Below are 14,149 nucleotides of genomic sequence, written 5' to 3' on the forward strand. Positions count from 1 at the left end.
TCGGTCACGCGAGTTCATGGCGGTGCAGTTCTTAGTCCTCGAGGTCCACTTCGCGGACCATCTCGGCGCCGATGCCTGCCTTGATGGCGTCAAGCACCTGCTGCGGAACGGAGCTGTCGATGGTAAGCAATGCCAGTACCTGGCCACCTTCCGCCTGACGTGCGACCTGCATGCCGGCAATGTTGATGTTGTTCATGCCCAGGATGTGTCCGATGGTTCCGATCACACCGGGCCGGTCGGCGTAGGCAACCACCACGAGGTGCTCGCTGATAGGGATCTCCACGTCGTAGCCGTTGACGCCGACGAGCTTCTGGATCTGCTTCGGGCCAGTGAGCGTACCTGCCACTGAGATCTGGCTGCCGTCACTCAAAGCACCCCGGATGGTCAGGACATTGCGGTAGTCCTCCGCTTCCGCCGACGTGATGAGGCGGACGTTGATGCCGCGCTGTTCGGCTATGACCGGGGCATTGACGTAGGAAACCTGTTCGGTCACCACATCGGCGAAGATACCCTTGAGCGCGGCAAGTTCCAGGACCTTGACGTCAAGGGCCGCGATCTCGCCGGCCACCTCGACGTCGATCTGGGTCAGGGAGGCGTGGGTCAGGGCTGTGAAAATCCGGCCCAGCTTTTCGATCAGCGGGATGCCCGGACGGACGTCGGGGGCGATCACGCCGCCGGCCACGTTCACGGCATCCGGTACGAGTTCGCCGGCCAGCGCCAAACGCACGGACTTGGCTACGGAGACGCCAGCCTTTTCCTGGGCTTCGTCGGTGGATGCACCCAGGTGCGGGGTGACCACTACATTGTCCAGGGCGAAGAACGGCAGGTCCGTGCTGGGTTCCTTGACGAAGACGTCCACGGCTGCGCCGGCGATCTGGCGGTCCTGCAGGGCGGCGTAGAGTGCCTCTTCGTCCACGAGGCCGCCACGGGCCACGTTGATGACGTAGGCGGTGGACTTCATCTTGGTGAACGCATCGGCGCCGAGCATACCGACGGTTTCCGGCGTCTTGGGCATGTGGATGGTGACGAAGTCAGCCTGGCCCAGCAGTTCGTCGAGGGTCACGAGCTTGACGCCGAGCTGCGCGGCGCGTGCAGAGGTGATGTATGGATCATAGGCAAGGATTTCGGTGTCGAAACCCTGGAGGCGGGCAGCAACGAGGGCGCCGATGCGGCCCAGGCCGATGATGCCGACCTTCTTCTCGAACAGTTCGATGCCGGTGTACTTGGAGCGCTTCCATTCACCGTTTTTCAGCGCAGAGCTGGCCTGCGGGATGTGGCGTGCGAGGCTCAGGATGTGGCCCACCGTCAGTTCCGCTGCCGAAATGATGTTTGACGTCGGGGCGTTGACCACCATCACGCCGGCTTGTGTGGCGGCTTTGATGTCAACGTTGTCCAGGCCAACACCGGCGCGGGCGATGACCTTGAGGTTCTTGGCGGCGGCAATGGCTTCGGCGTCCACCTGTGTGGCGGAGCGGACCAGGATGGCGTCCACGTCAGCGATGGCGGCGAGCAGCTGGGCCCGGTCTGCGCCGTCGGTGTGGCGGATCTCGAAGTCCGGGCCGAGGGCCTCGATGGTGGCGGGCGAAAGTTCTTCGGCGAGCAGTACTACGGGTTTTGACACGGCTGATCCTCTGCGTTGCAGTCCTGGGGATGGGAACAAGTCTAGGCTGACAGAAAGGCCGGGCTCACATTGTTAAGTGTGAGCCCGGCCTCACGGTTGCACGGTGATGGCGCCGGAAGGGCAGACTTAGCGGGCTGCGGAGCCGTCTACGTAGTCCTCGTCCGTCTGCTGCCAGGCGAACAGGGAGCGCAGCTCGCGGCCGACGCCCTCGATCGGGTGCTGCTCAGCCTTGGCACGAAGGGCCATGAACTCGGCGCCGCCGTTGTCCTGGTCGTCAATGAAGCGCTTGGCGAAGGCACCACTCTGGATGTCGTTGAGGACGGCCTGCATGTTTTCCTTCACCGCGGGGGTGATGACGCGCGGGCCGGAGACGTAGTCGCCGTACTCTGCGGTGTCGGATACGCTCCAGCGCTGCTTGGCGATGCCGCCTTCCCACATGAGGTCAACGATGAGCTTGAGCTCGTGAAGCACCTCGAAGTAGGCGATCTCGGGCTGGTAGCCGGCCTCGGTCAGGGTCTCGAAGCCGTACTGGACCAGCTGGGACACGCCGCCGCACAGGACAGCCTGCTCGCCAAAGAGGTCGGTTTCGGTCTCTTCGGTGAAGGTGGTCTTGATGACGCCGGCGCGGGTGCCGCCGATGGCTTTTGCGTAAGACTTGGCCAGGTCCCAGGCTGCCCCGGAGGCGTCCTGCTCCACGGCGATGATGTCCGGGATGCCACGGCCGGCTTCGAATTCGCGGCGCACGGTGTGGCCCGGAGCCTTCGGGGCGATCAGGATGACGTCAACGCCCTCAGGCGCTTCGATGTAGCCAAAGCGGATGTTGAAGCCGTGGGCGAAGGCCAGTGCCTTGCCGGGGGTCAGCTTATCCTTGATGGATTCGTTGTAGATGGAGCGCTGGTGCTGGTCCGGTGCCAGGATCATGATGACGTCGGCCCATTCGGCGGCGTCGGCAACGGTCAGGGCCTTGAAGCCGGCTTCTTCGGCCTTGGCGATCGACTTCGAGCCCGCCTTGAGGGCAATGACAACCTCGACGCCGGAATCGCGCAGGTTCAGCGCATGGGCGTGTCCCTGGGAGCCATAGCCAACGATGGCAACCTTGCGACCCTGGATGATCGACAGGTCAGCGTCGTCGTCGTAGAACATTTCAGTCACTTGGGTAACTCCTCTTGAGTGTTTTTGCTGGGTAAATAGTCTGGGGTGTTGCGGTACTGCACGGGCAATGCGCCGCAGGTGGGACGTGCCCCGCCTGACTAAGCGCTGCGCAAAGCCCTGTCACTCATGGAGCGGGATCCCCGTCCAACGGCCACGGTGCCGGACTGCACAATTTCGCGGATGCCGAAGGGCTCGAGCACTGAGAGCAGCGCCGTGAGCTTTTCGGGGTGGCCTGTTGCTTCAATGACCACGGAGTCTGTGGAGACGTCAACCACTGAAGCACGGAACAGGTCTGCAGCCTGGGTCACCTGCAGACGAGTTGCGGCATCCGCACGTACCTTGACCAGGATGTGGTCTCGCTGTACGGAAGATTCGGAGGTCAGCTCAACAATCTTGATCACGTTGACCAATTTGTTGAGCTGCTTGGTGACCTGTTCAATAAGGTCACCGTCGGCGTCGACGACGACGGTCATCCGGGACATGCCCGGAACTTCCGTCGGGCCGACGGCCAGGGAGTTGATGTTAAAGGCGCGTCGGGCAAAGAGGCTCGCGACGCGGGTCAGTACACCGGGCTTGTCTTCGACCAGCACGGACAATGTGTGGCGGGTCATGTTCAGTCCTCCTCTTCCCATTCCGGGGTCATGTTGCGGGCAACCTGGATCTGGTCGTTGCTCACGCCGGCGGGCACCATTGGCCACACCATGGAGTCGGGGCTCACCACGAAGTCGATGACCACGGGTCGGTCATTGATTTCAAGAGCCTTCTGGATGGTGGCATCAATGTCCTCGTCCCGCTCGCAGCGGAAGGAAGCGCAGCCGTAGGCCTCCCCCAGCTTGACGAAGTCCGGGATCCGGACCGTCTCGTGGCCGGTGTTGAGGTCCGTGTTGGAGTAGCGGCCCTCGTAGAACAGGGTCTGCCACTGGCGGACCATGCCCAGCGAGGAGTTGTTGATGATGGCTACCTTGATGGGGATCTTGTTAATGGCGCAGGTGGCCAGTTCCTGGTTGGTCATCTGGAAGCAGCCGTCACCGTCGATGGCCCAGACCACACGGTCCGGATCCCCCACCTTGGCACCCATGGCAGCCGGGACGGCATAGCCCATGGTGCCGGCGCCGCCTGAGTTCAGCCAGGCATGCGGACGCTCGTACTTGATGAACTGTGCGGCCCACATCTGGTGCTGGCCGACGCCGGCAACGTAGATGCCTTCCGGTCCTGTCAACGCGCCGATACGTTCGATGACGCGCTGTGGGGCGCTGAGCCCGTCCTCCGGCTCGGTCCAGCCCAACGGATACGTTTCCTTAAGGTTGTTAAGGAAAGCCCACCAGGTGGTGAGTTCCGGCGTGCCGGCGGACTCGAATTGTGTGCGGACCGCCTCGGTGAGTTCGGGGATGATTTCCTTGACGGATCCCACGATCGGTACGTCGGCGGTCCGGTTCTTGGAGATTTCGGCGGGATCAATATCCGCGTGGATCACCTTGGCGTTGGGCGCAAATGACTTCAGGATGCCCGTCACCCGGTCATCGAAGCGGGCTCCGAGGGTGATGAGCAGATCGGACTGCTGCAGCGCCGTGACGGCGGAAACGGTGCCGTGCATGCCTGGCATGCCCACGTGCTGCGGGTGGGAGTCGGGGAAGGCGCCGCGTGCTGTCAGAGTGGTGACCACAGGCGCGCCTGTCAGTTCGGCCAGCTCGCGGAGCTCAGCAGCGGCGTGCGCCTTGACCACGCCGCCGCCGACGTACAGGACGGGCTTGCTAGCTGCGGCAATGAGTTTGGCGGCTTCGCGGACCTGCTTGTTGTGGCCGCGCGTCACCGGGCGGTAGCCTGGAAGGTCGATTTTCGGCGGCCAGGAGAACGTCATCTGTCCCTGCTGGGCATCCTTGGCGATATCCACCAGCACCGGGCCGGGGCGGCCCGTGGACGCGAGGTGGAAGGCCTCGGCCATGACATGCGGAATATCCTGCGGGTTGGTGACCAGGAAGGAGTGCTTCGTGATCGGCATGGTGATGCCCACGATGTCTGCTTCCTGGAACGCATCGGTGCCGATCACGGCGCTGGATACCTGGCCGGTGATGGCCACCAGCGGCACGGAATCCATGTGGGCATCCATGATGGCGGTAACGAGGTTGGTGGCACCGGGGCCCGAGGTGGCGATACAGACGCCAACCCGTCCGGTAACCATGGCATAGCCTTGCGCGGCGTGGCCGGCTCCCTGTTCGTGACGGACCAGGATGTGATTCATCTTGGAAGCCATCAAGGGGTCATAGGTAGGCAGGATCGCGCCACCGGGCAAACCAAAAATATCGTCGACGCCGAGTTCTTCGAGCGATCGGACAATAGCTTGTGAGCCGGTCATCACCGTTGGGGGTACAACGTTGTTCGGCCCAAGGACAGGAGAGACGGCGGCAAGATCAGCGACGACGGCGGCCTGGTCAGCCGTTCGGTCGGCGCGTTCCGGAGCCTTGGGGGCTCCAGCGGACTTAGTAGCCATCAGCGAGGGGCTGATCGGCGATCCTTTGCTCATCGGACTCTTCCTTGTGGATCATCTGTGTACTTGGAAAATGCGGAAATAAAAAAACCCCTCAGCCAGGTGGCCTTCGAGGGGTTGCGCGTGACGGTTCGTTACCAGTCGGGCTAGTCAGCCACGCGCTTGGTAAGGACGACGGATACACCCAAAGCGGCGCCGACTGTAACGAATGCGATCATGCGTTCAGTTTTCCCTCTGCGTGAGATGCCTGTCAACGAGGACTGTGCGCATCTCACAGTGTGGACTCCATTGTCCACGGACTGATCCTACCCCGCATCTCCGGCGCAAGCGCCGTCCGCCCGGGGACCCTGGATCAGCCCTTATTAAGCCCTGCCGCCTCCGGCAGCCGCGTCGCCACCGGAGGCTTGAGGTACTTGGGTATCACCCGCAGTATGCACCCGTGCTCGCGCTGTGCACCAGCTTGGCGTACTTGGCGAGCACGCCCTTGGTGAACTTGGCGGGGAGGGGCTCCCAGCCAATCCTGCGGGATTCGAGGTCGGCCTCGCCGACCAGCAGGTCGAAGCTTCGGGCGGCGATGTCCACCCGGATCCGGTCTCCGTCCTGGACGAAGGCGATGGGGCCGCCGTCGGCTGCTTCCGGTGCCACGTGGCCGATGCACAGGCCTGTGGTTCCACCGGAAAAGCGGCCGTCGGTGAGGAGCAGTACGTCCTTGCCCAGTCCGGCGCCCTTGATGGCGCCGGTGATGGCGAGCATCTCGCGCATGCCCGGCCCACCCTTGGGGCCCTCGTAACGGATGACCACAACGTCGCCGGCCTTGATCAGGCCCTGGTCCAGTGCGGCCAGGGCGCCCTGCTCACGCTCAAACACACGGGCCGTGCCTTCGAAGACGTCGGCGTCGAAACCGGCGCTCTTCACTACCGCACCTTCAGGCGCCATGGAGCCGTGCAGGATGGTGATGCCGCCGGTCTTGTGGATCGGGTTGTCCATGGCACGGAGGATCTTGCCGTCCAGGTCCGGCGGGTTGATCGCGGCGAGGTTCTCGGCAACGGTCTTGCCGGTGACGGTGAGGCAGTCGCCGTGCAGCAGCCCGGCATCGAGCAGTGCGCGCATGATGACCGGAACACCGCCGATCTTGTCAACGTCAGTCATGACGTAGCGGCCGAACGGCTTAAGGTCACCGAGGTGCGGAATCTTGTCGCCGATGCGGTTGAAGTCCTCCAGGTTCAGCTCGACCTCTGCTTCACGGGCGATGGCCAGCAGGTGCAGGACGGCGTTAGTGGAGCCACCGAAGGCCATGGTGACGGCGATGGCGTTTTCGAAGGCCTTCTTGGTCATGATGTCCCGGGCGGTGATGCCGAGGCGGAGCAGGTTCACCACGGCTTCGCCGGACTTGCGGGCAAATTCATCACGACGGCGGTCTGCCGAGGGCGGGGCGGCCGAGCCGGGGAGGGACATGCCCAGGGCTTCGCCGATGCAGGCCATGGTGTTGGCGGTGTACATACCGCCGCAGGCGCCTTCGCCGGGACAGATGGCCTTTTCGATGCGGGTCAGGTCTTCGAGGCTCATCTTGCCGGCGGCGCAGGCGCCGACGGCTTCGAAGGCGTCAATGAGGGTGACTTCTTTTTCGGAGCCGTCCTCAAGCTTGACCCAGCCAGGCATGATGGAGCCCGCGTACAGGAAGACGCTGGCGAGGTCCAGGCGGGCGGCAGCCATGAGCATGCCCGGCAGGGACTTGTCACAGCCGGCGAGCAGGACGGAGCCGTCGATTCGCTCGGCCTGCATAACGGTTTCCACGGAGTCGGCAATGACTTCACGGGAAACGAGCGAGAAGTGCATGCCTTCGTGGCCCATGGAGATGCCGTCGGAGACGGAGATGGTGCCGAACTGCATTGGGAAACCGCCGCCCGCGTGGACGCCTTCCTTGGCGCCCTGGGCCAGCCGGTTCAGGGAGAGGTTGCAGGGAGTGATTTCATTCCAGGAACTGGCAACGCCGATCTGGGGCTTGGCGAAGTCGTCGTCGCCCATGCCGACTGCGCGGAACATGCCGCGCGCGGGGGCGGCATGGATCCCGTCGGTAACGACCCGGCTTCGGGGCTTGATGTCGATCTTGTTCTCGGTTGCTGTTTGGGTGTCCTCACTCATGGGTCAAAGTCTATGGCTCCGATCGGGACGCCAACGACTCGAACAGCACGGTTGGCCCATTTTCAGGAATATTTCGATCAAATAGTGGACTCTCGTCTCAAATTCTGAGACGGACTCTTATGGGCCTGGCGGAACCTAGACAGCCCCGTTCGCGCCGACGTACCGTCAGGGAACGGCAACCGTGCCATCCGGACTGAAGGGCCCTGCTATGGATTTTGTCTTCTGGATTATCCTCATCGTGCTGATCGTGGGCGTTGTGTGGTGGCTGCTGAACCGCAGCAACTCCTCGAGCACCGGCGACTCCACGCCGATCCGGACGGACGGCGGGCTCGCTGGCGGAAGCGCAGCTGCCTCGGCGGAAGCCGCCGGCACAACGGGCATTCCCAGCGCTGCGGGCTTCGGCGCTGCTGAGCCGGCACCACCAATGACGGCCGATGATGCGCCCGAGCACGACAGCATGGCAGAACTCCAGGATCCCGCCGCCGTGCATCAAACCGGCCTTGAAGAAGTCGACGTTGAAAAGGATCCCAGCGATGGGCTGGACGCCGGTCTTGAACCCGTCGCTGCCGGTTCCACGGACGCTGACGCGGAGGATCCGGTCCGCCCGGAGGACGTATCAACGCAGCAACCTGGAATCCAAGAAGCCGGCAGCCAGGAGAGTGTGAGCCGGCAGGCAGACGAATCTGAGTGGGAAACCCAGTGGTCAGAGGCAAGTGCGCCAACCCAACCCGCGGCCAGCCACAGGCCATCAGACGACTCAGCCACCATGATGGCAGATATCCCGCTGTCCGAACTGCCAGCGACCCAGGGCACCGGGCCTGAGCATCACCCGGAGTACACGGAGCCCCACGCGCCCACGCTGCCCGGCGCCGAAACGGCCGCTGCCGAAGCAGTTGAAACGGAATCCGCGGCCATGGAGCCCGCAGCGGTGGCGGACTCCGACGCTGCGCCGGAACCAACCGGGCATCTGGCCGCGGATCAGCCCTATGGCGCCGGTTCCGCGTCGCCCGGCCCGGACGGCAGCGGCCCGGCGGATTTCGAGGTCAAGGCCAACGCCGGAACCATGGTCTATTACGAGGAGGGGCATCCTGACTATGAGCAGACGACAGCCGACGTCTGGTTTGAGTCAGCGGCCCATGCCGAAGCTGCAGGTTTCCGGGCTCCCCGACGCACCCGAATCTGACCGGACGGGAACGCGCTTTCATAGGTTCGCGGCGGCCACGCCTCCTGCGGGCGCCTTCGCAGTGATCCTGGCCCTGCTGCTGTCGGGCTGCACTGGGGACGCCACCGTTGCCCCCACCGCCAGCATTTCGGGAAGAGTGAGCGGACCCGGCACGGAAATTGGACCGGTCCCGGGAAGCACGACGCCGCCCGAGATTGTGGCGCGGCTCGATCTTCAGCTCGACATCCCCTGGGCCGCGGTATTCCTGCCGAACGGAACTGCCGTCATCTCCGAGCGTGACTCTGCGCTGCTGAAAGCTGTCCGTGATGGCAAGTCCATCACCCTCGGCCAGGTCCCCGGCGTTGCTCCAGGCGGTGAGGGAGGACTTTTGGGCCTCGCCCTCTCCCCCAATTTTCCGGCCGACAGCTACCTTTACCTGTACTTCACGTCCGCGGAGGACAACCGGATCGCCCGGTTGAAACTGACTGAACAGCCTGACGGAGCCCTGGACCTCGGCGAGCCTGAGGTGGTCTTTTCCGGAATCCCGAATGCGTCCACGCACAACGGCGGCCGGATCCGGTTCGGCCCGGATGGGTTCCTGTACGTGGGTACTGGAGACTCCCAGCGCCGGGAACAGCCGCAGGACCCGAATGCCCTGGGCGGGAAGATCCTGCGGCTGACGCCGGAGGGAGACCCCGCCCCCGGCAACCCTTTTGGCAATGCCGTCTACAGCCTGGGGCACCGAAACGTCCAGGGTCTGGCGTGGGACAGTTCCGGCCGGCTCTGGGCCAGCGAGTTCGGCCCGGACGTCAACGACGAACTCAACCTCATTGAACCGGGCGCCAACTACGGGTGGCCCGCAGTGACCGGGGCGCCGCATCGGGAGGAGTACCGCGACGCAAAGGTGGTGTGGCCTTCGACGGCGGACTCCTCACCCAGCGGCCTGGAAATTGTCGGGTCGACCGCATACCTCGGCGCCCTGCGCGGCCAACGCCTCTGGACTGTGGCACTGTCCGGCGCAGAAGCAGGAGCACCTGTGGCTTATTTCACAGGCGAATACGGCAGGATCCGTGACGTCACCCAAACCCCCGACGGCGGTCTATGGCTGCTCACCAACAACAGAAACCCTGATTTTGTACTGGTTCTGGCCCCTCCCGGGTGAGCCTGCTGGCCCCAGCAGCTTCGATTTCACATGGCCCGAAAGTTCGTGTAGAGTTTCATGTCGTTGCGGAGATCAACCGGGAAAGAAAAAGCCCGGAAGGTCATCACATGAGAGATGCACCTCTAGCTCAATTGGCAGAGCAATTGACTCTTAATCAATGGGTTCCGGGTTCAAGTCCCGGGGGGTGCACCAAGGAAAAAACAGCTCCTGGCACGCGGAAACGCTGGCCAGGAGCTGTTTTGTTAGTGGCGGAAGATCAGCTTGTGCTGACAGGACTACAGCGGCAAAAACCGGCGCCACCACTGCAACACTTCGCAGCGGCGATACCGGCGGGGTCTTTTTCCGAACTCCGGGGATTGCTAGCCTAGCGGGGAACCGTCAATCAGGGCGCGCGTTGACGGCGAGGCGAACTGGCTGGCTAATTCCCGGACCACGGCCTGGAGTTCCTGCCGCAGGGAGTCGGGATCAATGGTTGCCGCGGCGAGTACGGAGCGTTCCATCTCAACTGCCGCGGCCGCAGCTTCCCGTCCGCTGTCGGTGAGGGACACCACCTGGCTGCGGCGGTCCGAAGTGCTGCGGACGCGGACAATGTGGCCGTGGGACTCCAACCGACTCAACGTCTTACCCATGGTCTGGGCCTGAACGCGCACATATTGGGCGAGTTGGGCCTGCGTCATCGGCCCTTGTGCTGAGAGAACTTCGATAGCGATCACGCCGGCATGCGTCAGTCCGATGGCGCTTAGCTTTTCGTTCCAGGAGTGTTCAACGAGGCGTGCCGCAGTGGACAATAGGCGCCCAGTGGGCCAGCGATCCATGTCAGGCATACGAGCAAGTATAGCTAAGGCTGGTTAGTACCGGCCCTGAATGCTTACTAAAATGGTGTGTTCCGCCTGCAACGAGGAGATTAATAGTGGCTGACAGACTCTTGACCGGGGATTTAGCGCCCGGCTTCACCCTGAAGGACTCGTCCGGCAAGGACGTCAGTCTTGCTTCGCGTCACGGCGGCAGCACCATCGTCTATTTCTACCCCGCCGCCGCGACACCGGGATGCACCAAGCAGGCCTGCGATTTCCGCGACAGCCTCGCGTCGTTCACATCGTCCGGCTATCGGGTCCTGGGCGTCTCCCCCGATTCTGTGAATAAGCTTGCTGCCTTTGCCGCCAAAGAGGACCTGAGCTTTCCGTTGCTTTCGGACGAGGACCACGCCGTCGCCGAGGCCTATGGCGCCTGGGGCGAGAAGAAGAACTACGGACGGACCTATGAGGGACTGATCCGCAGCACCGTGGTGATCGACCCCGACGGCAAGGTGGCATTAGCCCAGTACAACGTCCGGGCCACCGGACACGTGGCGAAACTGCGCCGCGACCTCAAACTGGACTCCTAACGCATTGCGCCTTACGGGGCGCCGGTTCCGGCGTGGAGGATCCGACTGACCCGAACCGCGCTTGCCCGCAGCTACAATGGAAACTGGCATCCGCCGTCGTACGTTTTATCCCGTTGGTCAGATGGCCAAGGTCAAGACGAATGGCGGCAACCGCCAAGCGCGAGTGGTGAAATTGGCAGACACGCAGGATTTAGGTTCCTGTGCCTTCGGGCGTGGGGGTTCAAGTCCCCCCTTGCGCACACATACACAGAGATCCCAGGCCCGGAGGCCTGGGGTCTCTGTCGTTTAACTGCCCCCAGACACCGTGTTCTAGTGGGCTTTTTCTCCGGGCTGGCGACAAAACTAAAAAACTCTTGGCAGTCCACCCATCCGCTTCCGCGCTTCGACCGAATACCCATTGAGACACCAGCCAAGGGCAGGTGCCCAACAGTCGGAAAAGGCCACGCAGCAGGCACAACGCCTGCGGCAGGCAAGAACTCGGCAGAAACCACAAAACAAGGAGAACCGAAATGCAGTCATTCAAGCGCACATCCTTCACCGTCGCAGGCGTTGCAGCTGCAGCCCTGTTGAGCCTCACCGCCTGCGGTGGAGCCGCGACAACAACCCCGAGCTCCTCGGCTCCGGCCGCCGCACCGTCAGCAACGAAGGCGGCCCCGTCCCCCTCCGCCAGTGCTAAGGCCATGGATCCGGCCGCAAACCTCGTTGGCGCAGGCTGCGCCGGCTACGCGGAGAAGGTCCCCACCGGTGCAGGCTCGGTTGCCGGGATGGCCCTGGACCCGGTAGCGGTCGCGGCATCCAACAACCCCATCCTGACCACCCTGACAGCTGCTGTTTCCGGCAAGCTGAACCCCAAGGTTAACCTGGTTGACACCCTTAACGGCGGCGAGTTCACGGTCTTCGCTCCGGTAGACTCCGCCTTCGCCAAGATCGATGCGGCCACCATCGAAAAGCTCAAGACCGACGACGCCCTGCTGAGCAAGATCCTGACCTACCACGTGGTCCCCGGCCAGATCACCCCGGACAAGATCGCCGGCACACACGCCACGGTCGAGGGCGGATCAGTCACCGTGACCGGCAGCAAGGATGCCCTCATGGTTGACGGCGCCAGCGTAATCTGCGGCGGGGTCCAGACCAAGAACGCCACCGTATACCTGATCGACTCGGTGCTGATGCCCAAGTAGTCCGCTCTAAAACCCAGAGGCCTGTTCCCGCCGGAACAGGCCTCTGGCGTGTGCCCAGGGAGCACGGAGGTCTGTCAACTAGACTGTGTCCTTGGCCCGCAGTAGGCGGCGCCCGCCAAAAGCAGCCAGAGGTGATAGACGAGTGCCCAGCAGTACTTCGCGGCGAACGGTCATCAAGACCGGGGCCGTTTTTATGGCGTTAGGCCTGACATCCTGTACCGGCATCCCGTCGCCGTCAGCAACACCCACATCACCTTCAACGGCTCCCGCCGGCATTGAGCCCACCGAAACCTTTACTTTCGGCACGGCGTCCCGGCCCCTTGGCCTCGACCCTGCGCTCTCAAGCGATGTGGAAAGCTACCGGATCACGCGGCAGATTCTCGAAGGCCTGGTGGGCGTGGACCAGACCACCGGGAAACCCACGCCGCTGCTGGCGACGGACTGGTCCGAAGACGACGAAGGCCGCTCCTACACGTTCAAACTCCGCAGCGGCGTCTCGTTCCAGGACGGCACGCCCTTCAATGCCGACGCCGTATGCGCCAACTTCAACCGCTGGTTCGCCTTCTCCCCGGATTTGCGGCGGCAGGCGCCGGGAAGCTCGTTCAAGAGCGTGTTCAAGGCACATTCCGACGACGCTGCGCTGTCCATTTTCAAGAGCTGCACGGCCCTCTCCGCTGACACTGTCCGGATCGACCTGACCCAGCGCTTCACCGCTTTCCTCCAAGCGCTCACCCTGCCGGCATTCGCTATCGCGTCCCCGGCCGCCCTGGCCGCGGGCACGGCGGATGTCCTGGACCAGACCCGTGGCGGAAACCCGATCTCCAGGTTCGCCACCAACCCTGTGGGAACCGGGCCGTTCAGCCTGGCCGCCTGGGACGAGGCGAGTGTCCGGCTCGTCAGCCACAAAAACTACTGGGGTGACCGCGGGCAGATCTCCACCATCAATTTCGTCACGTACGACCACCCCCAGACGAGGCTTCAGGCCCTCCTGGCCGGCAAGATCGACGGCTACGACGCCGTCACCGTGGGCAATTTCGATCAGCTGGTCAAACGGGGCATGCAGATCGTCCAGCGGGATCCGTTCTCGGTGATGTACCTGGGCATTAACCAGGAAATTCCGGTGCTGCAGAACGAAAAGGTCCGGCAGGCCATTGAGCTGGCCATCGACAAGGAAACCCTGATCCGCAAGTTCTTCATCGACAACACGGCCAAGGCATCACAGTTCGTTCCACCCAAGATCAGCGGTTTCAATAACGACGCCCCCGCGCTGGGCCACGATCCGGTCAAAGCCAAGGCCTACCTGGCCGAGGCCGGCTACATCGGGGAAGAGATCAGGTTCTACTACCCGCTCAATGCCACCCGCCCCTATCTGCCGACGCCGGAGAAAATCTACGCCGAAATCAGCCGGCAACTGACCGCCGTCGGGCTCAACATCAAACCTGTCCCGGTGGACTGGTCCGCGGGCTATCTCCAGAAAGTGCAGTCACCCGGGGACCACGGGCTCCACCTGCTGGGCTGGAACGGCGCGTACGCTGACGCCGATAACTTTGTGGGCCCGCTGTTCGGCGAAAAGAACGGCGAATTCGGCTACCAAGACCCGCAGGTCTTTTCCAAGATCAACCGCGCCCGCGGCCTACCTGCGGGCAAGGAACGCGACGAGCTATACCACACCATCAACGCCCAGATCGCGGCCACAGTGCCGGCCGTTCCCATCGCCTTCCCCATCTCGGCTCTGGCACTCTCGGACCGCGTCAGCATCTACCCGGCGTCCCCGGTCCTGAATGAAGTTTTCACAAAAGTAGAGCTAAAGGCTTGACGGTCCGGCCCAATTTCAGTATGCGGGCCGCCCGGGGATATTCT

At 63.3% G+C, this 14,149-nt stretch carries 11 protein-coding genes and 2 tRNA genes; 7 read left to right on the top strand and 6 right to left on the bottom strand.

From position 1 onward, the window contains the following. Positions 1-31: 31 nt before the first annotated feature. From serA to ilvD, 5 genes are all read right to left on the bottom strand, one after another. Positions 32-1,621 (bottom strand): phosphoglycerate dehydrogenase, encoded by a 1,590-nt coding sequence (gene serA, locus ACQCSV_RS12760; protein ID WP_426938528.1) that lies wholly within the window; start codon positions 1,619-1,621, stop codon positions 32-34. A 126-nt stretch (positions 1,622-1,747) separates the two neighbouring features. Further along, positions 1,748-2,773 (bottom strand): ketol-acid reductoisomerase, encoded by a 1,026-nt coding sequence (gene ilvC, locus ACQCSV_RS12765; RefSeq protein WP_354153677.1) that lies wholly within the window; start codon positions 2,771-2,773, stop codon positions 1,748-1,750. A gap of 98 nt (positions 2,774-2,871) precedes the next feature. Then, complete coding sequence (gene ilvN / locus ACQCSV_RS12770; RefSeq protein WP_354153676.1) at positions 2,872-3,384, bottom strand: acetolactate synthase small subunit; 513 nt, start codon at positions 3,382-3,384, stop codon at positions 2,872-2,874. A gap of 2 nt (positions 3,385-3,386) precedes the next feature. Then, on the bottom strand, positions 3,387-5,294 hold the full coding sequence (locus ACQCSV_RS12775; protein WP_354153675.1) for an acetolactate synthase large subunit: 1,908 nt from the start codon (positions 5,292-5,294) through the stop codon (positions 3,387-3,389). A 384-nt stretch (positions 5,295-5,678) separates the two neighbouring features. After that, positions 5,679-7,400, bottom strand: a complete 1,722-nt coding sequence (gene ilvD, locus ACQCSV_RS12780) for a dihydroxy-acid dehydratase (protein ID WP_354153674.1) — start codon at positions 7,398-7,400, stop codon at positions 5,679-5,681. Between the two features lie 208 nt (positions 7,401-7,608). On the opposite strand from ilvD, the gene ACQCSV_RS12785 reads away from it, so the two are divergent. From ACQCSV_RS12785 to ACQCSV_RS12795, 3 genes are all read left to right on the top strand, one after another. After that, positions 7,609-8,583: a hypothetical protein gene (locus tag ACQCSV_RS12785; protein ID WP_354153673.1), complete on the top strand. Its 975-nt coding sequence runs from the start codon at positions 7,609-7,611 to the stop codon at positions 8,581-8,583. Continuing rightward, positions 8,537-9,724: a PQQ-dependent sugar dehydrogenase gene (locus ACQCSV_RS12790; protein ID WP_426938529.1), complete on the top strand. Its 1,188-nt coding sequence runs from the start codon at positions 8,537-8,539 to the stop codon at positions 9,722-9,724. Before ACQCSV_RS12785 ends, ACQCSV_RS12790 begins: the two co-directional genes overlap by 47 nt. A 116-nt stretch (positions 9,725-9,840) precedes the next feature. Next, positions 9,841-9,916: transfer RNA gene (locus ACQCSV_RS12795), tRNA-Lys, on the top strand. A 167-nt stretch (positions 9,917-10,083) separates the two neighbouring features. Here the strand turns inward: ACQCSV_RS12795 and ACQCSV_RS12800 are convergent. After that, positions 10,084-10,539: a MarR family transcriptional regulator gene (locus tag ACQCSV_RS12800; RefSeq protein WP_354153790.1), complete on the bottom strand. Its 456-nt coding sequence runs from the start codon at positions 10,537-10,539 to the stop codon at positions 10,084-10,086. A 95-nt stretch (positions 10,540-10,634) separates the two neighbouring features. On the opposite strand from ACQCSV_RS12800, the gene bcp reads away from it, so the two are divergent. The 4 genes from bcp (at position 10,635) to ACQCSV_RS12820 (ending at position 14,105) form a co-directional block, all read left to right on the top strand. After that, positions 10,635-11,108, top strand: coding sequence for a thioredoxin-dependent thiol peroxidase (gene bcp / locus ACQCSV_RS12805; RefSeq protein WP_354153671.1), 474 nt, complete (start codon positions 10,635-10,637; stop codon positions 11,106-11,108). Between the two features lie 157 nt (positions 11,109-11,265). Then, positions 11,266-11,347 (top strand) — tRNA-Leu (locus tag ACQCSV_RS12810). Between the two features lie 270 nt (positions 11,348-11,617). Continuing rightward, on the top strand, positions 11,618-12,289 hold the full coding sequence (locus ACQCSV_RS12815) for a fasciclin domain-containing protein (protein WP_354153670.1): 672 nt from the start codon (positions 11,618-11,620) through the stop codon (positions 12,287-12,289). Between the two features lie 193 nt (positions 12,290-12,482). Further along, positions 12,483-14,105 (top strand): ABC transporter substrate-binding protein, encoded by a 1,623-nt coding sequence (locus ACQCSV_RS12820; RefSeq protein ID WP_426939563.1) that lies wholly within the window; start codon positions 12,483-12,485, stop codon positions 14,103-14,105. Positions 14,106-14,149 lie beyond the last annotated feature (44 nt).

Origin of the sequence: Pseudarthrobacter sp. S3 (assembly GCF_050156905.1) — a bacterium.
Classification (GTDB): Bacteria; Actinomycetota; Actinomycetes; order Actinomycetales; family Micrococcaceae; genus Arthrobacter.